Consider the following 23,977-nt stretch of genomic DNA (forward strand, 5'->3'; position numbering starts at 1 on the left):
TTATGTAGTGCCGAAATTGGCTCGTGTTACGGAGGGTTACAGACATCGTCTAACAGTCGACGAAAAATTGACTGCGCTGGAAGCCGCGTATTTACTGGGCTGGCGCGAGGCGTGATTTTTTTGAAAGGAATTTTGTTACCGATTTCGCGACAAGCGCGCATTGCTGAATGAGGTTGTGGGCGGCATAATGTAGCCCCTTTTTTCTGCCCCTACATGTGGAAGGTTACCGTGACTCAGAAGCCCGACCAGTGTCTTGGTGAATGGATCGACCGTGAAGCTCTCGCAGAAGCGATGATTCCGCTTATCGGTCAGCTCTACCGCAATAACAACGTGGTGAGCTCGATCTATGGCCGCAGCCTGATCAACCAGTCTGTCATCGCGATTCTCAAAGCTCACCGCTTTGCGCGTCACCGTTCTTCCGACGACAGCGAACTCTCCGTCCACGAAACATTCCCGCTGCTTAAAGCCATGAGCGAGCTCAAGCTCGGCGCGGCTTCGGTAGATCTGGGCAAGTTGGCGTTCAAATTCCGCAACGAAGGCAACGGCCGTACCGCCGAGCAGTTCGTGCGTGAAGAAATGGCTGACGTGGTTGGCCAGCAAAACGCTTCGGCCCGTAAAGGCACCGACGTTGTGCTGTACGGCTTCGGTCGTATCGGTCGTCTGCTGGCGCGTATCCTGATCGAGAAAACCGGTGGTGGCGACGGTCTGCGTCTGCGTGCCATCGTCGTGCGCAAAGGCGCCGACAACGACCTGACCAAGCGCGCCAGCCTGCTGCGTCGCGATTCGGTGCATGGTTCGTTCAACGGCACCATCACCATCGACGAAGAAAACAACACCATCACCGCCAACGGTAACCTGATCCAGGTGATCTACGCCAAGAACCCGACTGAAGTGGATTACACCCAGTACGGCATCAAAGACGCGCTGCTGGTGGACAACACCGGTGTATGGCGTGACGCCGATGGCCTGGGCCAGCACTTGCAGTGCCCGGGTATCGACCGCGTTGTTCTGACCGCGCCAGGCAAAGGCAAGCTGAAGAACATCGTTCACGGTATCAACCACAGCGAAATCACCGCTGACGACAAGATCGTGTCCGCCGCTTCCTGCACCACCAACGCCATCGTGCCGGTGCTGAAAGCTGTGAATGACAAGTTCGGCATCATCAACGGTCACGTCGAAACCGTTCACTCGTACACCAACGACCAGAACCTGATCGACAACTTCCACAAGGGCGATCGCCGTGGTCGTAGCGCTGCGCTGAACATGGTAATCACCGAGACCGGTGCTGCCACCGCTGCTGCCAAGGCCCTGCCTGAGCTGGCCGGCAAGCTGACCGGTAACGCGATCCGTGTGCCGACGCCAAACGTGTCGATGGCCATTCTCAACCTCAACCTTGAGAAAGCCGCTACCCGTGAAGAGATGAACGAGTACCTGCGCTACATGGCGCTGCACTCCGATCTGCACAAGCAAATCGACTTCGTTAACTCGCAGGAAGTGGTTTCGACCGACTTCGTTGGTTCGCGCCACGCCGGTGTGGTCGACGCTGAAGCGACCATCACCCAGGATAACCGCGTTGTTCTGTACGTCTGGTACGACAACGAGTTCGGTTACAGCTGCCAGGTGATCCGCGTGATGGAAGACATGGCCGGGGTAAACCCGCCAGCGTTCCCGCGCTAAGCGATAGCTGCACATGAAAACGCCCCGACTTTGGTCGGGGCGTTTTTGTTTGTGTGCCTTTTAGAGCTGTGTTGTCAGTACCGGCCTCTTCGCGAGCAGGCTCGCTCCCACACTGGATCTGTGTCGCTCAGAAAATTCCCTGTGGGAGCGAGCCTGCTCGCGAAAGCGTTCTATCGAGCGCCGCCGGGTATGGCCGCTTGCGCGGTGCGCAGTTCATGCTTATTGCCGCGGAACAACACCAGCGTCGCAATCAACCCCAACACCGCCGCGCCACTCAGCCAGATCCCCGGCGCAGCCTTGTTATCCAGCACATGGATCAGATAAGTACACGCCGCCGGCGTAAACCCGCCGAAGGTTGCCGTCGCCAGGCTATAGGCCAGCGAGAACCCGGTCGTTCGCACTTCCACCGGCATGATCTCGGTCAGTGCCACCACCATCGCGCCGTTGTACGAGCCGTAGAGGAACGACAGCCATAACTCGACGATCAGTAAATGGCTGAAGCTCGGATTCGCCACCAGCCACGACAGCGCCGGGTAAGCGGTAAGAATCGCCAGAATCGTCGCCGCCAGCAGTAGGGGTTTGCGCCCGATCTTGTCGGACACTGCGCCCATCACCGGCAGCCAGAAGAAGTTCGACAGGCCGATACACACAGTCACCAGCAACGCATCGAAGTCCGACAAGTGCAGCTCAGCCTTGCCGAACGTCGGGGTGTACGCGGTAATCAAGTAGAAGGACACCGTGGTCATCACCACCAGCGCCATGCCGGCGATGACGATGCCAAAGTTCTGACCGATCGAACGGACAATTTCCCGCAGGGTAGGGCGATGTTTCCGCGCCTGAAATTCCGGGGTTTCTTCCAGCGAACGGCGAATAACGAAGATCACCGGCACAATCATGCAGCCGATCAGGAACGGCACGCGCCAGCCCCAGTCGCCCATCTGTTCCGGACTCAGCCAATGGTTGAGACCGACCCCGAGCAATCCGGCGAAAACCACGGCCGCTTGCTGGCTGGCGGACTGCCAACTGACAAAGAAGCCCTTGCGTCCTGGTGTGGCGATCTCTGCCAGGTACACCGACACGCCGCCCAGCTCCACGCCCGCCGAGAAACCTTGCAGCAAGCGGCCAAACAGTACGATCAGCGGTGCGGCCACACCGAGAGTGGCGTAGCCCGGAACGCAGGCGATCAGCACCGTGCCGGCAGCCATCAACGCCAGAGTAATGATCAGGCCTTGGCGACGGCCATGACGGTCAATGTAGGCGCCGAGGAAAATTGCCCCCAGCGGCCGCATCAGGAAGCCGGCGCCGAAAGTGGCCAGCGAAAGCATCAGGGAAGCGAAGGCGCTGTCGGCCGGGAAGAAGGTCTTGGCAATGGCCGTGGCGTAGAAGCCGTAGACCATGAAGTCGAACATTTCGAGGAAGTTGCCGCTGACAACGCGAAAAATCGCTTTGCCTTTGCCCGTGGTGGTGGACATGTTCAGTTACTCATTATTGGATTTTTATAAACGCGTAGCATCCGTTGGGAGCGAGCGGGCCCTTTAATCCATAATGGCCGTCGTGGTTTTGCAGGGAGATGAATAATTGTTCACTGGACGTTGGCTGAGTGTTGTGATGCTGGTCGCCGTATTGTCCGGCTGCGGCAACGGCGATTCGATGGAAAGTTTTGGTGGCCCGACCATGGGCAGCACGTGGTCGATCAAATACGTGCGCCACGCCGGTCTAGCTGATTCGGCGCAAGTTCGCGGCGAAGTGGAGGGTATCCTCGCTGAAGTAGACCGTCAGATGTCGACTTACCGCAACGATTCGGATATCGAGCGCTTCAACGCCCTGCCCGCCAACAGCTGTCAGATCATGCCCGCCTCGGTGCTCGAATTGGTCCGCGTCGGCGAACAGCTGTCCGTGAAAAGTGAAGGTTCCTACGATCTCACCGTCGAACCGCTGATGAATCTGTGGGGGTTTGGGCCGCAAGGGCGCGAAGAAAAAGTCCCGAGCGCCGCCGCACTGGCCGCGGTGCTGCAGCGAGTCGGTCATGAGCATCTGCACATCGATGGCAGTCAACTGTGCAAGGACGCCGCCGTCGAAGTCGATTTCAACAGCATCGCCGCCGGTTATGCCGTCGATACCATTGCCGCCCGGCTCGACGCACTGGGCATCCACGATTACCTCGCCGAAGCCACCGGCGAATTGAAGGCCAAGGGCCGAAAGCTCGACGGTTCAGCGTGGCGTATCGCCCTGGAAGAGCCCCGTGATGATCAACAGGTCGCCGAACGCATCATTAATGTCGACGGCTACGGCGTCTCCACCTCCGGCGATTACCGCAACTATTTCCTGCAGGATGGCCGACGCTATTCCCACACCTTCGATGCCCGCACCGGTGCACCTGTCCTACACGACCTGGCGTCAGTCACGGTGATTCATCCTTCAGCGTTGATGGCCGATGGACTATCGACGCTGCTGATGATTCTCGGGCCGGAAAGGGCGTGGGACTACGCCGAAAAACATGACATTGGTGCATTCTTTGTGATTCGTGCCGATACAGGTTTTGTGATCCGCACCAGTGCGGCTTTCGCACGCCTCAGTGGCGCAAAAACTGACTGAGAACAATACGAAAGCTGGCGTTGTAGTGCAGGCAAAAGTAGCCTACGACGCGACCAAGGGTTAATGTGCGCGGCGTTGACGCTTCTATAGACTGTGTCCGGGTTCTTGATTGACCCCCAATTGTTCCTTCGCGCCGCCGTTCGGCGTGATTTAGCCGCCGGTGCTGCTGGCACCGCGGCCTGTTCTGAGGAGTACGCATGGCTGTCTACAACTACGACGTGGTGGTGCTGGGTTCCGGCCCGGCGGGAGAAGGCGCGGCAATGAACGCCGCCAAAGCAGGGCGCAAGGTCGCGATGGTCGACAGCCGTCGCCAGGTCGGCGGCAACTGCACCCACCTCGGCACCATTCCGTCCAAGGCACTGCGTCACTCGGTGCGGCAGATCATGCAGTTCAACACCAACCCAATGTTCCGGGCGATCGGCGAGCCGCGCTGGTTTTCCTTCCCGGACGTGTTGAAAAGCGCCGAGAAAGTCATTTCCAAACAAGTCGCTTCGCGCACCGGCTACTACGCCCGTAACCGTGTCGACGTGTTCTTCGGCACCGGCAGCTTCGCCGACGAGCAAACCATCGAAGTGGTCTGCGCCAACGGCGTGGTCGAAAAACTGGTGGCCAAGCACATCATCATCGCCACCGGCTCGCGCCCGTATCGCCCGGCGGACATCGATTTCCACCACCCGCGTATCTACGATAGCGACACCATCCTCAGCCTCGGCCACACCCCGCGTAAACTGATCGTTTACGGCGCTGGCGTGATCGGTTGCGAATACGCCTCGATCTTCAGTGGTCTGGGTGTACTGGTTGAGCTGGTCGATAACCGTGGTCAGTTGCTGAGCTTCCTCGACTCGGAAATCTCCCAGGCGTTGAGCTACCACTTCAGCAACAACAACATCACCGTGCGCCACAACGAAGATTACGATCGCGTTGAAGGCGTCGACAACGGTGTGATCCTGCACCTGAAGTCCGGCAAGAAGATCAAGGCCGATGCCTTGCTCTGGTGCAACGGTCGTACCGGTAACACCGACCAGTTGGGTCTGGAAAACATCGGCGTCAAGGTCAACAGCCGCGGCCAGATCGAAGTCGACGAGGCTTACCGCACCTGCGTACCGAACATCTACGGTGCCGGTGACGTGATTGGCTGGCCAAGCCTGGCCAGTGCCGCCCACGACCAGGGTCGTTCGGCCGCTGGCAGCATTGTCGATAACGGTAGCTGGCGCTTTGTGAATGACGTGCCGACCGGCATTTACACCATTCCGGAGATCAGCTCGATCGGCAAGAACGAGCAGGAGCTGACCCAGGCCAAAGTGCCGTACGAAGTCGGCAAAGCGTTCTTCAAGAGCATGGCGCGTGCGCAGATCGCCGGCGAGCCGCAAGGCATGCTGAAGATCCTGTTCCACCGTGAAACCCTGGAAGTGCTGGGCGTTCACTGCTTCGGTTATCAGGCGTCGGAGATCGTGCACATCGGTCAGGCGATCATGAGCCAGCCGGGCGAGCTGAACACGCTGAAGTACTTCGTCAACACCACGTTCAACTACCCGACCATGGCTGAAGCCTATCGGGTAGCGGCGTACGACGGCCTCAACCGGCTTTTTTGACGGGCTCCGGCCGGTGGCCTGAGCCGGCCGGGGAGACCGATTTCAGCAATTCTCGAGCGTGGCAGTGGCCAAACCGGGAAAGTCTGTAATCAGGCTGTCAACGCCGAAGTCGGCGAGTCTGCGCATCAGCGCAGGCTCGTTGACGGTCCACACCGACACATGCAGCCCCTGACGCTGCGCCTTCTGCAGGCGTTCCGGCGTACACAGGGTCCAGTTCAGCGCGAGAATCTCACAGCCATAACTGGCCGCGACCTTCAACGGGTCGAGCCAGGCATATTCGGCGACCAGTCCGCGCGACACATCCGGCACCAGATCCAGCGCCGCTTTCAATACTTCCCGTGAACTCGAGGTGATTGTCACCTTGTCGAGCAGGCCATGCCGCTGGGCCATTTCACGAATCGCCAGCACCGTGGTGGCGGCGCGGGTGCGTGAAGTGCTTTTGACTTCCAGTTGCCAGTGCTCGAAATCACACTTCTCGAACAACTCTTCCAGCGTCGGAATCGGACACGGCTTGATCCAGCCCGGGCCACCCTTGCGCGCGTCGTAGGTCACCAGATCGGCGGCGGTGTGCTCAACGACTTTGCCACGGCGGTCGGTGGTGCGCTTGAGGGTCGGGTCGTGGATGACCATCAACTCGCCGTCCTTGGACAGGTGCAGATCGAGTTCGCAACGGCGCACGCCGTGCTTGAGACATTCCTGAAAGCTGCTCAGGGTATTTTCCGGTGCTTCGCCCTTGGCGCCGCGGTGGCCGTAGATGAGGGTCACGGTTCTTCCTTAAATTAAATGCCTGATTCGTTTTGTTCGCGGGCCAGGCGTCGTTCCTGGGCCTGCTTCTGCAAGATATAGCGGGCGAGCAACTGACGCTGGGCATCGGTCAGGTGTTCGAACTCGGTGCCGACGTCATAACCGTCGCCCTTGCGGTCGCAATGGGTCACGCGCGCGCGCAGCAACAGGCCCAGCGCTTGCGGCATCAGCACCAGTTTCACCGACAGGTGTGCGCCGGTGGCAATCGGCGTCGGGTGCTGGAAGTCGATCCCGCCCTCGGAGATGATCACCGGTTGTGGCTCGCCGATCTGGCCGAGCACGGTCAGGGCGACCACCTGGCTGAGCAGGTCGATGCGTTTGTTCTGCGATTTCAGGAACGCGGCGATAGCCCGGTCGCGCTCGCTGATCTGGCGCAACAGGTGCTGCGACTCGAATTCGCTCAGGTGCAGTTCGCTGAGCAGGTTGAACAGCGGGGAAGCATCCTGCAACACTTCCTGGCCTGCGGCTTCGGGAGCAGACAGGGGCCGAATTTCCAGTGCGATCGTGTCCTCGATACGGTAGTATTCGCGGCGATCTTCTTCATCTAATGTCGACATGGCGAACCCATGGTAGCGGCGGTGGTCTGAGTGTAAAGCTGGTTATCGACCCCCGCCACAAGGACGTTCCTTTTCCCTCCGAACAAGCCCCGACATGTTCAGACCTCTCTTCGTATTTATCGGCACGCGTTATACCCGTGCAAAGCGTCGCAATCATTTTGTGTCATTCATTTCCCTGACTTCGATGATCGGGCTCGCCCTTGGCGTGGTCGTGATGATCGTCGTGCTGTCGGTGATGAATGGCTTCGATCATGAGATGCGCACCCGCGTGTTGGGCATGGTGCCCCACGCGACCATTGAATCCACTGAGCCGATCAACGATTGGCAAAGCCTGGCCACCAAGGTCAAGCAGAACCCGCAGGTGACGGCCGTTGCGCCGTTCACCCAGATGCAGGGGCTGCTGACCAACAACGGTCAGGTCTCCAAGGTGTTGCTCAATGCCATCGACCCTGCGCTCGAACGCAATGTGTCGATCATCGACAACTTCATGAAGCAGGGCAAACTCGACGATTTGACGCCGGGCAGTTTCGGCATCGTCATCGGCGACAAGGCCGCGACCAAGCTCGGTGTCGGCATTGGTGACAAGGTCACCTTCGTCGCGCCGGAGGTCAGCGTGACCCCGGCCGGGATGTTCCCGCGCATGAAGCGCTTCACCGTGGTCGGCATTTTCCATGTCGGCGCTGGCGAACTCGACGGCTATCTGGGCGTGACCAATCTGCAGGATCTGGCGAAGATGCACCGCTGGAAGCCTGATCAGGTGCAGGGCATCCGCCTGAAGTTCGATGACTTGTTCCAGGCGCCGCGCGTGGCATGGAACATCGCCCAGCAACTTGGCGAAGACCATTATTACGCCCGCGACTGGACGCGCACCCACGGCAATCTGTATCAGGCGATCCGCATGGAAAAAGCCATGATCGGCCTGCTGTTGCTGCTGATCGTTGCTGTTGCCGCGTTCAACATCATTTCCACGCTGGTGATGGTGGTCAACGACAAGAAGGGCGACATCGCCATTCTGCGTACGTTGGGCGCAACGCCGGGCACGATCATGCGCACGTTCATGGTGCAAGGCACGGTGATCGGCGTGGTCGGCACGGCCATCGGTGCGGTGGTCGGGATTTTCGCCGCGCTTAACGTCAGCGCAGCCATCGCGGCATTGGAAGGCCTGATCGGCCATAAATTCCTTAATGCTGACGTGTATTTCATTGATTATCTTCCGTCGCAGGTGCAGAGCCAGGATGTGGTCATGGTCTGCGCAGCGGCGTTGGTCCTGAGTTTCCTCGCCACCCTGTATCCAGCCTGGCGTGCCGCGCGCACCCAGCCGGCGGAGGCGTTACGTTATGAGTGAGTCGGGCATGAGTGAACAAGCAATCTTGAGCTGCCGCAACCTGGGCAAATCCTACGAGGAAGGCCCGGAATCGGTAGAAGTACTGGCCGGCCTGCAACTGGAGTTGCACCCGGGTGAGCGCGTGGCAATCGTTGGCACCTCGGGTTCGGGCAAAAGTACTTTGCTCAATCTGCTCGGTGGTCTCGATACGCCCACCAAGGGCAGTGTCTGGCTCGACGGCGAAGAGTTGTCGGCGCTGAGCGAAAAGAAGCGTGGCCTGCTGCGTAACCGTTCGCTCGGTTTCGTTTACCAGTTCCACCATTTGCTGCCGGAATTCACTGCGCTGGAAAATGTGTGCATGCCGCTGCTGATCGGCAAGACGCCGATCCCTGAAGCGCGTCAGCGTGCGACTGCTTTGCTGGAACGAGTCGGCCTCGGCCATCGCCTTGAGCACAAGCCATCCGAACTGTCCGGTGGTGAGCGTCAGCGTGTCGCCATCGCCCGCGCGCTGGTGAACAAGCCAGGCCTGGTGATGCTCGACGAGCCGACCGGCAACCTCGACTCCCACACCGCGCAAGGCATTCAGGATTTGATGCTGGAACTCAGCACCTCAATGCGCACCGCGTTTCTGGTGGTGACTCACGACATGAACCTGGCCCGCCAGATGGACCGCGTGCTGCACCTGCAAGAAGGTTGCCTCACGCCTGTCTGATTGGCTGCAACCCGACGTCTGCAAAGGCGTCGGGTCTTTTATTTTTATACGGTGCCCCAGCGAATGTTCAGACCGTTATCGATCTTTATCGGCACGCGCTATACCCGCGCCAAGCGCCGCAATCGCTTTGTTTCGTTCATTTCGATGACCTCGATGATCGGTCTCGCCCTCGGCGTGCTGGCGATGATCGTGGTGTTGTCGGTAATGAACGGCTTCCAGCGCGAGATGAGCTCGCGCATCCTCGGCATGGTGCCGCACGCGACCATCGTTGGCGTAAAGCCGATCGATGACTGGCAGCCGGTTGCCGCCGCCGCGATGAAGAATCCCGAAGTGACCGCCGCCGTCCCGTTCACTGAAATGGAAGGCATGCTCTCCTATAAAGGGTTGATGCAGCCGATCCAGATCAGCGGCGTTGATCCCGCCCAGGAAGGCAAGGTGTCGATCGTTGCCCAACACATTGTGCAGGGCCGTCTCGATGACTTGAAACCGGGCGAGTTCGGTGTGGTGATCGGTGAGATTACTGCGCGTCGTTTCCGTCTCAACGTCGGCGACAAAATCACCCTGATCGTCCCGGAAGTCAGCACCGCACCGGGTGGCATCACCCCGCGTATGCAGCGGCTGAACGTGGTGGGCGTGTTCAAGGTCGGCGCCGAACTGGACGGCTCGATGGGCCTGATCCACGTGGCTGACGCCGCGACCATGCAGCACTGGCAGCCGAATCAGGTGCAGAGCGTGCGTCTGGCGGTCAAGGATCTGTATGCCGCGCCGAAGGTGTCCTCGGACATCGCCGCCAGTTTGGGCGCGGAGTTCAAGGCTGACGACTGGACTCACACCCAAGGCAGTCTGTTCAGCGCGATGAAGATGGAAAAAACCATGATCGGCCTGCTGTTGCTGATGATCGTCGCGGTGGCGGCGTTCAACATCATCGCGACGCTGATCATGGTGGTGAACGACAAGGGCGCGGACATCGCGATTCTCCGTACCATCGGCGCCACGCCACGGCAGATCATGGCGATCTTCATGGTGCAAGGCACGGTGATTGGCATTGTCGGCACCATTATTGGCGGCGTACTGGGCGTGATTGCTGCGCTGAATGTCAGCGAGATGGTTGGCTGGATCGAGCGCGTGAGCGGGCAGCATATCTTCAGTTCTGACGTGTACTTCGTCAGCAATCTGCCGTCGGAATTGCAGGCTGGGGATGTGCTGTTGATCTGCTCGGCGGGGTTCATTCTAAGCTTCTTGGCAACGGTGTACCCGGCGTGGCGAGCGGCGAAGATCGAGCCAGCTCACGCCCTGAGATATTCGTAAGCGACCTCCATGCTCGTTCCCACGCTCTGCGTGGGAATGCCTCAACGGACGCTCCGCGTTCGGCTCTGCAGGGGACGCGGAGCGTCCCGGGCGGCATTCCCACGCAGAGCGTGGGAACGATCAGGTTCGAGGCAACTCGATCACAAAGCGCGTCCACCCCAACTCTGATTCGCAATGAATCTGCCCACCATGGGCCCGGACGATCGACTGTGTAATCGCCAACCCCAGCCCCGCATGCTCACTGCTGCCTTCCTGTCGCGCCGGGTCGGCCCGATAAAACCGGTCAAACAATCGCGGTAACAATTCTGTTGAAATCCCTTTTCCACTGTTTTCAACCGAAATACGCACAGCGCCCGGTTGATCAACGATCCGCACGCTCAAATCACCCCCAGCCGGGGTAAACCGCAGCGCGTTATCGAGCAAATTCGACAAAGCGCGGCGCAACATGTTGCGGTCACCTTCGATCCGCGCATGACCCTCACGTGTCAACGTCACTCCGGCGTCCTCCGCCAGCGGCGCAAAAAACTCCAGCAACACATCAGCCTCATCCTTCAGTTCCAGCGGTTCACGCTTGGGCATCAGCAAACCGTGGTCAGCTTTGGCCAGGTACAGCATGTCGTTGACCAGTTGCGCCATCCATTGCAGCTCTTCGAGGTTGCTGTGCAGCGCTTCGCGGTAATCCTCGATCGGCCTTGGACGGGTGAGGGTGACTTGCGTGTGGGTCAGCAGGTTCGACAGTGGCGTGCGCAATTCATGGGCAATGTCAGCAGAGAACGCCGAGAGGCGCTGAAACGAGTCGTCGAGTCGTGCGAGCATGGCGTTGAAGCTGTGGGCCATTTCCGCAAGCTCTGGCGGCATTTGCTCTTGCGACAGGCGGGCATTCAGCGACTGTGCGGAAATCCCACGGGCCACCGCGCTCATGCGCCGCAACGGGCGCAAACCGCTGCGTGCCGCCCAGGCACCGAGCAGCGCCGTCGCCAATGCCGAGAGCCCGACCGTGAGCCAGATCAAGTGCTGCATGCGTTGCAGGAAGTGTTGGTGATGGGTGATGTCGAGCAGCAGGCTCAGTTGTGGCGAATCGGTTTTATCGGGATAGAGCGGGGCGTTGAGCACGCGGTAATCGGTGCCGTCATTGCTGATCGTCGACAAGCCGGTTTGTTGGGGGAAATTCCTGGGAATCTGCGTCGAACTGTCATACCAGCGCTGGCCATCAGCGCCGGTGATACGTAGCGACAAATCGGCTTGACGACTGAGCTCATCCGCGAGTCGCACTTCACGCTGAGCAGGCTGAAGATCCTGCAGGGCGCGGCGCAGGCCAATCAGTTTGCCATCCAGTTGTTGCTGGTCGAGTTCGATGAAATGCGCCTCGCTGGCACGGTTGAACAACACCCCGGCGAACAACGAAACCACGGCGGTGCAAGCGGCAAACAACAAGGCCAGGCGTGAACTCAAGGACAGTCGGCGCATCAGACTGCGCGCTCTTCAAGCACATAGCCCATGCCGCGTACGGTGTGGATCAGTTTGTTGGGGAAGTCGTCGTCGATCTTCAGACGCAAGCGGCGAATTGCCACTTCGATGACATTGGTGTCGCTGTCGAAATTCATGTCCCAGACCTGCGAGGCGATCAGCGATTTCGGCAGCACTTCGCCCTGGCGACGCAAGAGCATTTCCAACAGGGCGAATTCCTTGGCGGTCAGGTCGATGCGCTGGCCACTGCGTTCGACCCGGCGACGGATCAGATCCAGGCGCAGATCGGCCAGTTGCAGACTGGTTTCCTGCGGCGTGCCGCTGCCGCGACGCAACAGGCTGCGTACCCGCGCCAGCAGTTCGGAGAAGGCGAACGGTTTGACCAGATAATCGTCGGCACCCAGTTCGAGGCCGTGAACCCTGTCCTCCACTGCGTCTTTGGCGGTCAGAAAAAGTACCGGCGTATCCAGCCCGGCACTGCGCACCGCGTGCAGAATCTGCCAGCCATTGCGCCCCGGCAACATCACATCGAGGATCAACAGCGCATACTCACCGCTCAAGGCCAATTGCTGGCCGCTGTTGCCGTCGGCCACCAGCTCGGTGTTGAACCCGGCCTCAGTCAGGCCCTGGCGCAGGTATTGGCCGGTTTTTGCTTGGTCTTCGACGATCAACAGTTTCATGGGCGACTCGGGTTGTCCGGGGTGATTCGGGTTCTGGTAACGAAAGCTTTATAGCGTGACAGCAGACGACAGGCGCCAACCTGACAAAGTTGTAATCTGCCTGTCAGCTTGATGCCAGCGCAGGCCGGCTAAAGTTTCCCACAAGCTGAACCTTATCTTGTTGGAGTACGACCATGTTTTTGCGTAAATCCCTGGCCTTGTGTTTGTTGGCGTTGAGTTCGCCGGTGTGGGCAGCCCCCGCGCACACCTACGACTTCGGCCAGCCGGCGCCCGCCGCCCAAGCCACGCGCAGCGTTGAAGTGGTGCTGAACGACATGTCGTTCGACCCGAAGGCGATTCAGGTCAAGGCCGGTGAGACCGTGCGTTTTGTGCTGGTGAATAAAGGCCAGTTGTTGCACGAGTTCAACCTGGGTGACGCGGCAATGCACGCCAAACACCAGCAGGAAATGTTGCAGATGCAGCAAAGCGGCATGCTCACGCCTACTGGCATGAAGGAAATGTCCCACGACATGGCGGGCATGGATCACGCCGCAATGGGCCACACCATGAAACACGATGACCCGAACAGTGTGCTGGTCGAACCGGGCAAGTCCGCCGAGCTGACCTGGACGTTCAGCAAGGCCACGAGCCTGGAATTCGCCTGCAATATTCCCGGGCATTACCAGGCGGGCATGGTCGGCAAATTGACTGTCAGTCAGTAAGCACTCAAAGGCGCGCGCAAAGGCTGGTAGAATCCGCTGATTCTTCAGTCAGGTTTCCGCCATGCATCCCGCAGCCGAACACTCGCCGCTGGGCAAATCCAGCGAATACATCGCCACGTACACGCCGTCCCTGCTGTTCCCGATTCCGCGCACCGCGAAATGGGCCGAACTGGGCCTGACCGCCGAAACCCTGCCGTATAAAGGCGTGGATTTCTGGAACTGCTTCGAGCTGTCGTGGCTGCTGCCTTCCGGCAAACCGGTGGTGGCGATCGCTGAATTCAGCATCCCGGCGGATTCGCCGAACATCATCGAATCGAAGTCGTTCAAGCTGTACCTGAACTCGCTGAACCAGACGCCGTTTGCCGACGTTGGCACGTTGGAAGCGACGCTGGTCAAGGATTTGTCGGCCGCCGCCGGCAAACCGGTGGGCGTGCGCGTGCGTAGTCTGAAGGATGTAGAAGCGGAAGGCGTCGTGGCATTGCCGGGCGTGTGCATCGACGATCTGGATATCAGCGTCAGCAACTATGAGCATCCGCGCCCGGAACTGCTGCGTTGCGATGACTCGCGGATCGTCGAGGAGACGGTTTACAGCCATTTGCTCAAATCCAACTGCCCGGTGACCAGTCAGCCGGACTGGGGCAGTGTCGTGGTGGAATATCGCGGATCGGCGCTGGATCATGCGAGCTTGCTCGAATACATCGTCAGCTTCCGCCAGCACTCAGATTTCCATGAGCAGTGTGTGGAGCGGATTTTCCTTGATCTGCAGCGCCTGCTGAAACCGGAAAAGCTGACCGTGTTTGCACGTTACGTGCGTCGCGGAGGGTTGGACATCAACCCGTACCGCAGCACCGAAAGCGTACAGCTGCCGAATCACCGGCTCGTGCGTCAATAAAGATCAACTGTAGGAGTGAGCCTGCTCGCGATAGCGGTGAGTCAGTTGACGATGATGTTAACTGACACACCGCTATCGCGAGCAGGCTCACTCCTACAGGGGATTGCATTGCCAGTCCGGAAGTGAAAAAGCCCTGCCAGTGATGGCAGGGCTTTTTTGTATGGCTGGGGAATCAGATCCCCATGCTACCCAGCGCGTTGACGATATTGCGCAGGGTGCCGGCAATGGCCGGGTGTTCGACTTCAAACCGTTCGACCGCAAGGTTCACGCCGTCGGCAATGCTGGCGTCCTGAGTAGCATTCTCCAGTTGAATTTCCGATTCGATCTGCGCCATCAGCGCGTGCAAATCTTCCCGTTCGACTTCCGACAGCGGCGGATTCTGTTCCAGCTGCTCGCGCAGGGTTTCGAGCTGTTTTTGCAGTTCTTGGGCGGGCATGGTGTTTTCCTTTTATCGAGAGGCACTGGCATTGACCGCAGCCGCGCGCCAAAGGTCTATGGCTGACCTTTAGATTAATCCACTCTCGTCAGGTGTGCATGATCCCGATCAGGGCTTTTCGCCTTTGAGGCGGCGCAGGCGGATGTCGGCGAGACAGTTGTCGAGCTCGCCCAGGTGATCGATCACCGAATGTACGCCGAGCCCGAACAGCTGCATCGTGGCCTTGCCGCGCAGTTGCTCGCGTTCTTTCTGGCTCAGGGCCTGCCACTCGTTTGGCGCCAGGCCGCACAGCGAACCGCACGACGCCAGGCCAATGGTCCACAGCCCGGCATTCAGGCCCGATTGCAGCAGGCGCGGTTCGCCGCTGACCAAGACGCAGCCATCGAGACTGCTGACGTTGAGATCCATCAAGGCTTGCCAGCAGGCGTTGGGCGCCGGCCATGGATTGATTGTTGCCGAATGTTGCGGTGATTTGATCCAGGCCGGCAGCGCAGCCGACAGCGGTTGTGCGAGGGTAGGGGGCAAGTCATCGAGCCAGGCACAGGGAATCTGCTGCCGCTGCAAGCTGTGCAAGCTTTCGAGCGCACCCGGTGTGGCATCGGCGTGTGCGGACGCGGCGGGAGTCTGTTGCCGGGCGCGGGCGCCGAAATCCACCAAGCAACCGCTGAGTCCGAACAGCACGGCGGTCAGACTGGGCGCAGCGATAGGCAAGGTTTCGGCATGTGACATGGCAACGTCCCTGAAATAGCCACAAGGCTAGGGTTTGTCGGTGACAGTTGGATGACAGCCGCGTGAAAGGGCGTGCAGGAAATGTCCTACAAGTCAGTGCATTCCCGGACTGCCCAAATGGGCTTTTGCGCTTATACTAGCGGCCTTAATGCGTGAGCCCAGTTGCCCGCGACAGTACAAATCCAAGGAGTTTTTCTATGCGCTGGAGCCATCCGCTCGCTCAGCTTTGTGTCTATGCCGGCCTGTTGCTGGCGCCGTTCGCCACTCAGGCCGCAACGGAAGAAGACCCTTGGGAAAGCGTCAACCGTCCGATCTTCCAGTTCAACGACTTCGTTGATACCTACGCGCTGAAGCCTCTGGCGCAGGGTTATGAGTTTGTCACGCCGCAGTTTGTCGAAGACGGCATCCACAACATGTTCCGCAACGTCGGTGATGTCACCAACCTGGCGAACAACGTTCTGCAGGGCAAACCGGCCGCCGCTGGCGTCGACACGGCACGCCTGATCTTCAACACCACTTTCGGTCTGCTCGGTTTCTTCGACGTCGGCACCAAAATGGGCCTGAACCGCAGCGATGAAGACTTCGGTCAGACCCTCGGCTACTGGGGTGTCGGCAGCGGTCCGTACGTGATGCTGCCATTGCTCGGCCCAAGCACCCTGCGTGATGCACCGTCGAAATACGTCGACAGCTACACCGGCATGTACCGCTACATCAACGATGTGCCAGCGCGTAACTCGATCTTCGGCCTGAACATCGTCGACACCCGCGCCAGCCTGCTGTCGAGCGAGAAACTGATCAGCGGCGACAAATACACCTTCATCCGCAATGCCTACCTGCAGAACCGCGAGTTCAAGGTGAAGGATGGCCAGGTCGAAGACGATTTTTAATCTCGACCGGTAAAAACAAAGGCGACCTCAGGGTCGCCTTTTTTGTGTGCAGCTATTTCATCGCAAGAATGCTCAGCCCGAGCCTCTGGCTGTCGCCATCCTGCGCCTTGACCCAGACCACTTCGGTCTCCGCTTCGAGGCCGCTGAGCGCCGCGTGATCGGAGTCGATGCGCACCCGCAAACGGTCGCCAACCGTGAACTGTCGCGGTGCTTCGACCTGCATGCCGCTGCTGGACAGATCGATGCAGGTCGCTGAAACCTGATCGCCTGCATGAATCAACACGACATCGGCATCGACCCGCATGCGGATGAAATCGCGCTTTTCGCTGTAGTCCCGACCGGTTTGACTCATGCTTGCGTCCTTCCATTGGGTTACGGTTTGAGCTGTTCTTATAACTCTCGGTGATTTGACAAGTAAAGTCGTCAAGCGACCATCGGCGCATGCTTGAAACGCTCTGCGGATGGGAGTACCGTCTGCGCCTTAGAAGGGCACCTCTGGTGTAACCGTGTGCAGGGCGAACGCTCGAAAGCGGTGCAACAGAGTGGCTAGAAAGCGAATCCAGTAGTCTGCGCAGGGCCAAAATGCCCAGCCAACTACGCCAACCTAATTCTGGCGCCGTTTGCCCACATGCCAAAAACCAGTGCCACGCTGCTGATAATCGATGATGACGAAGTAGTGCGCGCGAGTCTCGCGGCCTATTTGGAAGACAGTGGTTTCAGTGTCCTGCAGGCCAGCAACGGCCAACAGGGTCTTCAGGTATTCGAGCAAGACAAGCCCGACTTGGTCATCTGCGATCTGCGCATGCCGCAGATGGGCGGTCTCGAACTCATCCGTCAGGTCACCGAGCTGTCGCCGCAAACGCCGGTGATCGTGGTTTCGGGTGCCGGCGTGATGAACGACGCGGTCGAGGCCCTGCGCCTGGGCGCGGCGGACTACCTGATCAAGCCTCTCGAAGATCTGGCCGTGCTCGAGCACTCCGTGCGCCGGGCCCTGGATCGTGCGCGCCTGCTGCTGGAAAACCAGCGCTACCGCGAGAAGCTGGAAAAGGCCAATCGCGAGCTTGAGGCGAGCCTGAACCTGCTCCAGGAAGACCAGAACGCCGGTCGCCAGGTGCAGATGAACATGCTGCCGGAAAGCCCGTGGAGCATCGACGAGTTCAAGTTTGCGCACCAGATCATCCCGTCGTTGTATCTGTCGGGTGATTTTGTCGACTATTTCCGTGTCGACGAGCGCCGGGTCGCGTTCTACCTGGCGGATGTATCCGGTCATGGCGCCTCTTCGGCCTTTGTCACCGTGCTGCTGAAGTTCATGACCACGCGCTTGCTGTTCGAATCCAAGCGCAACGGCACTTTGCCGGAATTCAAGCCTTCGGAAGTCCTTGGTCATATCAACCGGGGGCTGATCAGTTGTAAGCTGGGTAAACACGTCACAATGGTCGGTGGAGTCATCGACGAGGAGACCGGTTTGTTGACCTATAGCATCGGCGGCCATCTGCCGTTGCCTGTGTTGTACACGCCTGACAGTGTTCGTTATCTCGAAGGACGCGGTCTGCCGGTTGGCCTCTTCAATGAAGCCACCTACGAAGATCACGTGCTTGAGCTGCCGCCGACGTTCAGCCTGACGCTGATGTCGGATGGCATTCTGGATCTTTTGCCAGAACCTACGCTCAAAGAAAAAGAAGCCGCTTTGCCTCAACGGGTGAAGTCGGCGGGCGGCAGCCTGGATGGTCTGCGGCAAGTGTTTGGATTGGCCACGCTAGGGGAGATGCCGGATGATATCGCCCTGTTGGTGTTGAGCAGGAATCTTTAATGAGTACCGGTAGAATCCAGTTCGCCGAGCAGGACGGCACCTTCGTCCTGAAGTTCGTCGGTGAAGTTCGCCTGACCCTGTGTTCGGCGTTGGATGCGACTATTGAGAAAATCTTCACCGCGTTGAATTTCAACGCGATCGTGATCGATTTGACCGAAACCCGCAGCATCGACAGCACGACGTTGGGCCTGTTGGCCAAACTGTCGATCCTGTCGCGGCAGAAGGTCGGCTTGTTGCCGACCGTCGTCACCACCCACGATGACATCACCCGTCTGCTGCAATCGATGGGCTTCGAGCAGGTGTTCAACATCGTCAATCACCCGGTGCCATGCCCCGAGTGCCTGGACGACCTGCCGGATCAGGACCAGTCGGAAGAAGTGGTGCGGATCAAGGTGCTCGAAGCACACAAGATCCTCATGGGGCTGAACGATTCCAATCGTGAAGCGTTCCATGATCTGGTGAATGCCCTCGAAAGACATTGATGGTCTGAAATGGGGTAGGGGCTGCTGGCCCTATCGCGAGCAGGCTCACTCCTACAGGTTCTTCATTAGCCACATAATCGCAATCGCTCCACAGATCCCCTGTAGGAGCGAGCCTGCTCGCGAAAGCGGCCGCAAGATCACCACGAATTTCCCCGCAGGCACAAAAAAGGGCGAACCTTAACAGGTTCGCCCTTTTTGCATTTCGCCAGCTCAGATCACAGCTTGGCCTGCAACAACGCCTCAAGCTTCTCCTGGTCGCGGGCAAACTGACGAATACCCTCAGCCAGTTTCTCGGTAGCCATCGCGTCTTCGTTGGACAACCAGCGGAATTGCGCTTCGTTGAGGTTCAGACGCGCTTCACCGGCGTGGCCCGGAGCCAATTTGCGCTCCAGCTTGCCCGTGTCGGCTGCCAGCTTGTCGATCAGGTCCGGGCTGATGGTCAGGCGGTCGCAGCCCGCCAACTGCTCGATCTGATTCAGGTTGCGGAAGCTCGCGCCCATGACCACAGTCTTGTAGTCATTGGCCTTGTAGTAGTTGTAGATGCGCGTTACCGACTGTACGCCCGGATCATCAGCGCCGGTGTAGTCGTTGCCGTTGGCCTTTTTGTACCAGTCGTAGATGCGGCCCACGAACGGCGAAATCAGGAACACCCCGGCGTCAGCGCATGCGGCTGCCTGGGCGAAGGAGAACAGCAGGGTCAGGTTGGTCTGGATGCCTTCCTTTTCCAACACTTCGGCGGCGCGGATGCCTTCCCAGGTCGAGGCGATCTTGATCAGGACGCGGTCGCGGCCAACGCCGGCCTTGTCATACAGCTCGATCAGGCGATGCGCGCGTTTCAGCACGGCATCCTTGTCGAACGACAGGCGCGCATCCACTTCGGTGGAAATACGGCCCGGGATCACTTTGAGAATTTCCTGGCCGACCGCAACGCCGAAACGGTCGCTGGCCAGGCCGACATCACCCTTGCAGTCGCTGACACAAGCATTCAGCAGCTCGGCATACGCCGGAATGGCCGCGGCCTTGAGCAGGAGCGAAGGGTTGGTGGTGGCGTCTACCGGCTTGACCCGGGCGATCGCTTCGAAGTCGCCAGTGTCGGCAACCACGGTGGTGAACTGTTTGAGTTGTTCCAGCTTGGAAGTCATGGGCGTGCTCTATCCTATGGGTCTGATGACATTACCCGAGCGCTGACAGTCACTCAAGGGCGCGTGCGTGTATCGATGGCCCCTGCGGCAACAACCTGAAAACGATTGTTTGAAAGGTCGGGGCGGCTATCGATGAATACGATGCCAAAACAGCCAACAGGTTCAAAGCAACCGACCTGCGTACAGGTCGGTTGTGCGGGCGCTATTGGGCGTTCAACAGGGCTTCGACCGACATGCGCGCCGGTTTCGGTTGCCCGTCGGACGTCAGCAGGCCGAAGTTCTTCTCGCGTTCATTGCTGCCCGTTTCACTGTTCTTCCATTCATAGATGGAGGTCAGCGGGATGTTGAGTCTTTTGACATCGCCGATAAACGCGTTGATCTTGCTCGCTTGCCCTTCAGGCCCGCCATTGGAGGCGAGTGCCGAGATGCCCCATTCACTGATGACCCCCGGCAGATGGAAGTTCTGCTGGATAAACGCCTGCGCATTGCTGATCTGCGTGGCCGTCATGCCATAGGGGTGATAGGACACCGCGCTCAGGCATTTCGGGTATTCGCTGACGATACGATTAAGCGCCACGGTAGAGGCCGAGCCTGCGCTGGGTGGCCGGGCGAAGCCGTAACCGATTACCGGCGTCGAAGGCGGTTGCCCTTGCAGCGTCTTGCACACGGCGCTCATGAACGGCACAAACGTGGTGTCGAACTTGCCCGTCGGCCAGTAAGTTTCCAGATCCGGCTCGTTCCATAACTCAATCGCGACCATTTGCGAGCCGTACGTCTGTTCCAGGCCGGTCACCGCTTTGGCGAAGCCTTCACCGGCGCTGGTCAGTTCGGCGTTCGATGTGGCGGGCAATGGCTTGATCGCCCGCACCGTCAGCAAGACTTCCAGCCCTGCCGACTTGGCCGCCGCAAAAGCGTCGCTGACTTGTTGTTGATAAGCCTTGGCAGTCAGGCTATCGCTCCACACGCCGAAGCGGACAAAACCGAAGCCTGCCGTTTTGATCTGCGCGGCGTCGGCTGCCGTGAAGTTCTGGATTTTCACCTGAACGCCGATGTTCTTGGCTGGAAGGTTAGGGAACAGTTCGCTGGCGTGAACCTGAGTGGCACCCAGCATCAGTAGCGCCAGGGCGCCGAGTTTTTTGAGATGTACGGATTTCATGTCTGCTCTCCCGAAGAGAAGTGACAACAGCGAATATTTATCTCGTTTCTCAATTTTCGATAAGGATGATGGCACTTAGTGCGCGAATGTTATTTTTTGTCGGAAATCAATCGGCTGAAAATCACAGTTATTTTTAGTCCGCTAATTGTGGTTGGGGCGCTATAAAACGCTGTGGTACTTAATGCTCCGGTACTAACACGGCGAGTCTATTTCTGAGTGCAGAAAGATCTAGAGGGTTCACTAAAGTTCTCTCGCATGTTGGCCGTTTGACATTACACGGGAAAGTAAAACCTTGTTCAGAAAGATCCTAGTTGTCTGCGTGGGCAATATTTGCCGGAGTCCGACGGCAGAACTGTTGCTGCGTAACGCGCTGGCCTCTTCAGCGATCACCGTGTCCTCTGCGGGCTTGTCCGCCAGGGTCGGCGAAGGCGTCGAGCCTTCGGCCCGCGAGGTCCTGGAAAACCATGGGCACAGTGCCGAAGCGTTCAAGGCGCGGCAACTGACTTCGGACATCGTCAACGAATCAGACTTGATTCTGGTGATGGAAAAACAGCATGTAAATCAAGTACTGAAGATTGCCGCTCACGCGAGGGGCAAAGTGTTTCTACTCGGCAAATGGCAGAGCGAGCGCGAAATACAAGACCCGTATCGTCAAGGCCAGGCCGCTTTTATTCATGCTCATGCATTGATTGAAGATGCTGTTAGTTCATGGGCGCAGCGCCTCGGGCATTGATCAATATTCTTCAGAACAGTGAATGGTAAGAACAGACTTATGCAGTTACCGTCAGTAATCGGCACCCGTGACAACGATCAAGACAGTATTGATCTGCTCGGCATATTCGGCAGCCTGATCGACCAGAAATGGCTGATCGGTGCGCTTACCGGTGCCTTCATGGTCACCGGCGTGGCCTATGCGGTTCTGGCCACCCCGGTGTACCTGGCGAATGCGCTGGTGCAGGTCGAGCCGAAAAAGAACGACATGCTCGGCTTCTCCGACCTCAACAGCATGCTCGGTGGGCAATCGCCGTCAGTGACCGAAATCGGCATCATCAAGTCCCGCGCGGTGATCGGCAAAACCGTTGACGATCTGCGTCTGGATATCGATGTCACGCCGAATAACTTCCCGGTGATTGGCGGTTTTCTTGCCCGTCGTTATCGCGGCGAGACCGAGACCAGCGTCGCTGCGCCGCGTTTCGGATTGAACAGTTACGCCTGGGGCGGCGAGCGCCTGGAGTTTGCCCGGCTCAATCTGCCGAAAGAGCTGCTCGGCAAGAAACTCACCCTCATCGCTGGTGAACAAAAGCGCTTCCGGTTGCTCGATGACAACGACAACCTGCTGGTCGACGGCGTTGCCGGTGAAGCCTTCGCGCAGGACGGTGTGGAAGGGCAGATCACGCAACTGCAGGCCAACCCCGGCACGCGTTTCGAAGTGGTGCGCAATCCACGTATCGTGACCATCCAGGGTTATCAGGATGCGTTGGATATCTCCGAGCAGGGCAAGGAATCGGGGATTATCAAACTGGCGCTGGCCAGCAGCGACGCGGCTGAAGCGGTGAAAATCCTCAACAAGATCGCTGCGCTGTACGTCGATCAAAACGTCCGTCGTACTTCGGCGGAAGCGGCGCAAAGCCTGGCATTCCTGCAAAGCCAGTTGCCCCAGGTCAAGCGTGATCTGGCCAAGGCCAGCGACGCGCTGAACGCCTATCAGACCCACGGCAAAACCGTGAACATCTCGCTGGAAACGCAATCGGTGCTCGGTCAGTCCGTCGCGCTCGAAACGCGGATTTCCGAGCTGAAAATGCAGCAGGCGGAGATGGACCGCAAGTTCACCAAACAACACCCGGCCTATCGCGCGTTGATGAGCCAGATCGGCGAACTGACCCAGCAACAGAAGTCGCTGGAAGGCAAGGTCGGCGATCTGCCCGCGACCCAACAAGAGCTGCTCAACCTGACCCGCGATGTCGAAGTGGCCTCGCAGATCTACACGCAGTTGCTGAACAAATCCCAAGAGCTGGACATCGTTCGCGCCGGTGCCGTGGGTAACGTGCGTCTGGTCGATGCGGCGGATGTCGACCTGACCAGCCCGGTCAAGCCGAAAAAAGCCCTGATCGTTATCATCGCCACATTCCTCGGTGCCTTCGTCGGCGTGGTGCTGGTGCTGCTGCGTAAATCCCTCAGTCGTGGTCTGGAAGGTCCCGAAGCCATCGAGCAGCTTGGCCTGCCGGTGTACGCATCGATTCCCTACAGCGCCTTGCAGCAGGAAGAGGACAGCAAAAAAGGTCGTGCGCGCGACGGCGTCGATAAGCCTGCTTACCTGTTGGCCTTGCGCAACCCGACCGATCTGTCGATCGAATCGATTCGCAGCCTGCGCACCTGTCTGCACTTCGCCGGCCTCGATTCAACCAACAACCGCATCATGATTTCCGGGCCGAGCCCGCAGGTCGGCAAAACCTTCGTCTCGTCCAACCTCGCTGCCGTCATGGCGCTGAGCGGCCAGCGCGTGGTGCTGATCGATGCCGACATGCGCAAAGGGCATCTGCACAAAACCCTTAACACACCGATCACCAATGGCCTCTCGGACCTGCTGGTCAAACGCTGCAGCATCGAGCAGGCGATCAACCGGGTCGAAGTCGACAACTTGCACTTCATCAGTCGCGGCCAGGTGCCGCCGAATCCTTCGGAACTGTTGATGCACGCCAACTTCCGCGAGCTGCTCGCCGAACTGAGCGAGCGCTACGACCTGGTGATCATCGATACGCCGCCGCTGCTGGCTGTGACCGATGCGGCAATTGTCGGCCGTGAAGCCGGGATCAGTCTGATCGTCACGCGCTTCGGGGTGAACCCGGCCAAAGAGATCGAACTGACCATTCGCCGTTTCGCACAGAACGGTATCGAGTTGAAGGGCGCGGTATTCAACGGTGTCGAGAAGCGCGCGGCCAGTTACTACGGCAACGGCGGCTACGGCTATTACAACTACGAATACGCGTCCGACAAATCCTGACTGTCAGCGATTGTTCTTTCCTGTT

The 23,977-nt window shown here is 58.9% G+C and carries 23 protein-coding genes; 13 read left to right on the plus strand and 10 right to left on the minus strand.

Annotated features, from left to right (window positions below):
• Positions 1–213: 213 nt before the first annotated feature.
• Positions 214–1,677 (plus strand): glyceraldehyde-3-phosphate dehydrogenase, encoded by a 1,464-nt coding sequence (locus tag QOL84_RS00255; protein ID WP_129394791.1) that lies wholly within the window; start codon positions 214–216, stop codon positions 1,675–1,677.
• Positions 1,678–1,847: 170 nt separating this feature from the next.
• On the opposite strand, the gene tcuC is transcribed toward QOL84_RS00255, so the two are convergent.
• Positions 1,848–3,149: an MFS transporter gene (gene tcuC, locus QOL84_RS00260; RefSeq protein ID WP_283435731.1), complete on the minus strand. Its 1,302-nt coding sequence runs from the start codon at positions 3,147–3,149 to the stop codon at positions 1,848–1,850.
• A gap of 136 nt (positions 3,150–3,285) precedes the next feature.
• Between tcuC and QOL84_RS00265 the strand changes: the two genes are divergently transcribed.
• Positions 3,286–4,272, plus strand: coding sequence for an FAD:protein FMN transferase (locus tag QOL84_RS00265; RefSeq protein WP_283438605.1), 987 nt, complete (start codon positions 3,286–3,288; stop codon positions 4,270–4,272).
• A gap of 197 nt (positions 4,273–4,469) precedes the next feature.
• Positions 4,470–5,864, plus strand: a complete 1,395-nt coding sequence (sthA, locus tag QOL84_RS00270) for a Si-specific NAD(P)(+) transhydrogenase (RefSeq protein ID WP_064117858.1) — start codon at positions 4,470–4,472, stop codon at positions 5,862–5,864.
• A 42-nt stretch (positions 5,865–5,906) separates the two neighbouring features.
• Here sthA and QOL84_RS00275 read toward each other — a convergent pair whose 3' ends face one another.
• The gene (locus QOL84_RS00275) at positions 5,907–6,629 is read right to left on the minus strand and encodes a glycerophosphodiester phosphodiesterase (RefSeq protein ID WP_283435732.1); all 723 of its coding nucleotides are present in this window, start codon (positions 6,627–6,629) and stop codon (positions 5,907–5,909) included.
• Positions 6,630–6,643: 14 nt separating this feature from the next.
• Positions 6,644–7,225, minus strand: coding sequence for a PilZ domain-containing protein (locus QOL84_RS00280; protein ID WP_129394787.1), 582 nt, complete (start codon positions 7,223–7,225; stop codon positions 6,644–6,646).
• A 94-nt stretch (positions 7,226–7,319) separates the two neighbouring features.
• Here QOL84_RS00280 and QOL84_RS00285 point away from each other — a divergent pair, with 94 nt between their 5' ends.
• The 3 genes from QOL84_RS00285 to QOL84_RS00295 all read left to right on the plus strand — a co-directional run bounded on the left by QOL84_RS00285 (position 7,320) and on the right by QOL84_RS00295 (position 10,569).
• Entirely contained in the window at positions 7,320–8,570 is a 1,251-nt protein-coding gene (locus tag QOL84_RS00285) for a lipoprotein-releasing ABC transporter permease subunit (RefSeq protein WP_283435733.1), read from the plus strand.
• Positions 8,563–9,261, plus strand: a complete 699-nt coding sequence (gene lolD / locus QOL84_RS00290; protein WP_129394785.1) for a lipoprotein-releasing ABC transporter ATP-binding protein LolD — start codon at positions 8,563–8,565, stop codon at positions 9,259–9,261. Before QOL84_RS00285 ends, lolD begins: the two co-directional genes overlap by 8 nt.
• A gap of 63 nt (positions 9,262–9,324) precedes the next feature.
• The gene (locus QOL84_RS00295; RefSeq protein WP_283435734.1) at positions 9,325–10,569 is read left to right on the plus strand and encodes a lipoprotein-releasing ABC transporter permease subunit; all 1,245 of its coding nucleotides are present in this window, start codon (positions 9,325–9,327) and stop codon (positions 10,567–10,569) included.
• Between the two features lie 120 nt (positions 10,570–10,689).
• On the opposite strand, the gene QOL84_RS00300 is transcribed toward QOL84_RS00295, so the two are convergent.
• Together QOL84_RS00300 and QOL84_RS00305 are read right to left on the minus strand one after the other, a co-directional pair.
• Entirely contained in the window at positions 10,690–12,036 is a 1,347-nt protein-coding gene (locus QOL84_RS00300; RefSeq protein WP_283435735.1) for a heavy metal sensor histidine kinase, read from the minus strand.
• Positions 12,036–12,716, minus strand: coding sequence for a heavy metal response regulator transcription factor (locus tag QOL84_RS00305; protein ID WP_129394782.1), 681 nt, complete (start codon positions 12,714–12,716; stop codon positions 12,036–12,038). Before QOL84_RS00305 ends, QOL84_RS00300 begins: the two co-directional genes overlap by 1 nt.
• Positions 12,717–12,889: 173 nt before the next feature.
• Between QOL84_RS00305 and copI the strand changes: the two genes are divergently transcribed.
• Together copI and queF are read left to right on the plus strand one after the other, a co-directional pair.
• Positions 12,890–13,417, plus strand: coding sequence for a copper-resistant cuproprotein CopI (gene copI / locus QOL84_RS00310; protein WP_283435736.1), 528 nt, complete (start codon positions 12,890–12,892; stop codon positions 13,415–13,417).
• A gap of 61 nt (positions 13,418–13,478) precedes the next feature.
• A complete protein-coding gene (queF, locus tag QOL84_RS00315) occupies positions 13,479–14,309 on the plus strand; it encodes an NADPH-dependent 7-cyano-7-deazaguanine reductase QueF (RefSeq protein ID WP_283435737.1) in 831 nt (276 codons plus the stop codon).
• Positions 14,310–14,481: 172 nt separating this feature from the next.
• On the opposite strand, the gene QOL84_RS00320 is transcribed toward queF, so the two are convergent.
• The gene (locus QOL84_RS00320; RefSeq protein WP_283435738.1) at positions 14,482–14,745 is read right to left on the minus strand and encodes a DUF4404 family protein; all 264 of its coding nucleotides are present in this window, start codon (positions 14,743–14,745) and stop codon (positions 14,482–14,484) included.
• Between the two features lie 108 nt (positions 14,746–14,853).
• The gene (pcrP, locus tag QOL84_RS00325; protein ID WP_283435739.1) at positions 14,854–15,474 is read right to left on the minus strand and encodes an HAD superfamily inactivated hydrolase PcrP; all 621 of its coding nucleotides are present in this window, start codon (positions 15,472–15,474) and stop codon (positions 14,854–14,856) included.
• A gap of 197 nt (positions 15,475–15,671) precedes the next feature.
• Here pcrP and QOL84_RS00330 point away from each other — a divergent pair, with 197 nt between their 5' ends.
• On the plus strand, positions 15,672–16,361 hold the full coding sequence (locus QOL84_RS00330; protein ID WP_283435740.1) for an MlaA family lipoprotein: 690 nt from the start codon (positions 15,672–15,674) through the stop codon (positions 16,359–16,361).
• Positions 16,362–16,413: 52 nt separating this feature from the next.
• Here QOL84_RS00330 and QOL84_RS00335 read toward each other — a convergent pair whose 3' ends face one another.
• Positions 16,414–16,713 carry a PilZ domain-containing protein gene (locus tag QOL84_RS00335; protein WP_283435741.1) on the minus strand — a complete coding sequence of 100 codons (300 nt, stop codon included), beginning with the start codon at positions 16,711–16,713 and terminating at the stop codon, positions 16,414–16,416.
• 276 nt (positions 16,714–16,989) lie between these two features.
• On the opposite strand from QOL84_RS00335, the gene rssB reads away from it, so the two are divergent.
• Positions 16,990–18,171 carry a two-component system response regulator RssB gene (rssB, locus tag QOL84_RS00340; protein WP_047302218.1) on the plus strand — a complete coding sequence of 394 codons (1,182 nt, stop codon included), beginning with the start codon at positions 16,990–16,992 and terminating at the stop codon, positions 18,169–18,171.
• On the plus strand, positions 18,171–18,653 hold the full coding sequence (gene rssC, locus QOL84_RS00345) for an anti-sigma factor antagonist RssC (protein WP_042560140.1): 483 nt from the start codon (positions 18,171–18,173) through the stop codon (positions 18,651–18,653). The genes rssB and rssC overlap by 1 nt, the downstream gene beginning before the upstream one ends.
• A gap of 215 nt (positions 18,654–18,868) precedes the next feature.
• On the opposite strand, the gene tal is transcribed toward rssC, so the two are convergent.
• Both tal and QOL84_RS00355 read right to left on the minus strand, forming a co-directional pair.
• The gene (tal, locus tag QOL84_RS00350) at positions 18,869–19,795 is read right to left on the minus strand and encodes a transaldolase (RefSeq protein WP_283435742.1); all 927 of its coding nucleotides are present in this window, start codon (positions 19,793–19,795) and stop codon (positions 18,869–18,871) included.
• Between the two features lie 202 nt (positions 19,796–19,997).
• Entirely contained in the window at positions 19,998–20,951 is a 954-nt protein-coding gene (locus tag QOL84_RS00355; protein WP_283435743.1) for a cellulase family glycosylhydrolase, read from the minus strand.
• A 292-nt stretch (positions 20,952–21,243) separates the two neighbouring features.
• Between QOL84_RS00355 and QOL84_RS00360 the strand changes: the two genes are divergently transcribed.
• On the plus strand, positions 21,244–21,684 hold the full coding sequence (locus QOL84_RS00360; RefSeq protein ID WP_283435744.1) for a low molecular weight protein-tyrosine-phosphatase: 441 nt from the start codon (positions 21,244–21,246) through the stop codon (positions 21,682–21,684).
• 39 nt (positions 21,685–21,723) lie between these two features.
• Positions 21,724–23,952 carry a polysaccharide biosynthesis tyrosine autokinase gene (locus tag QOL84_RS00365; protein WP_283435745.1) on the plus strand — a complete coding sequence of 743 codons (2,229 nt, stop codon included), beginning with the start codon at positions 21,724–21,726 and terminating at the stop codon, positions 23,950–23,952.
• Positions 23,953–23,977 lie beyond the last annotated feature (25 nt).

The organism is Pseudomonas helmanticensis (genome assembly GCF_900182985.1).
Classification (GTDB): domain Bacteria; phylum Pseudomonadota; class Gammaproteobacteria; order Pseudomonadales; family Pseudomonadaceae; genus Aquipseudomonas; species Aquipseudomonas helmanticensis.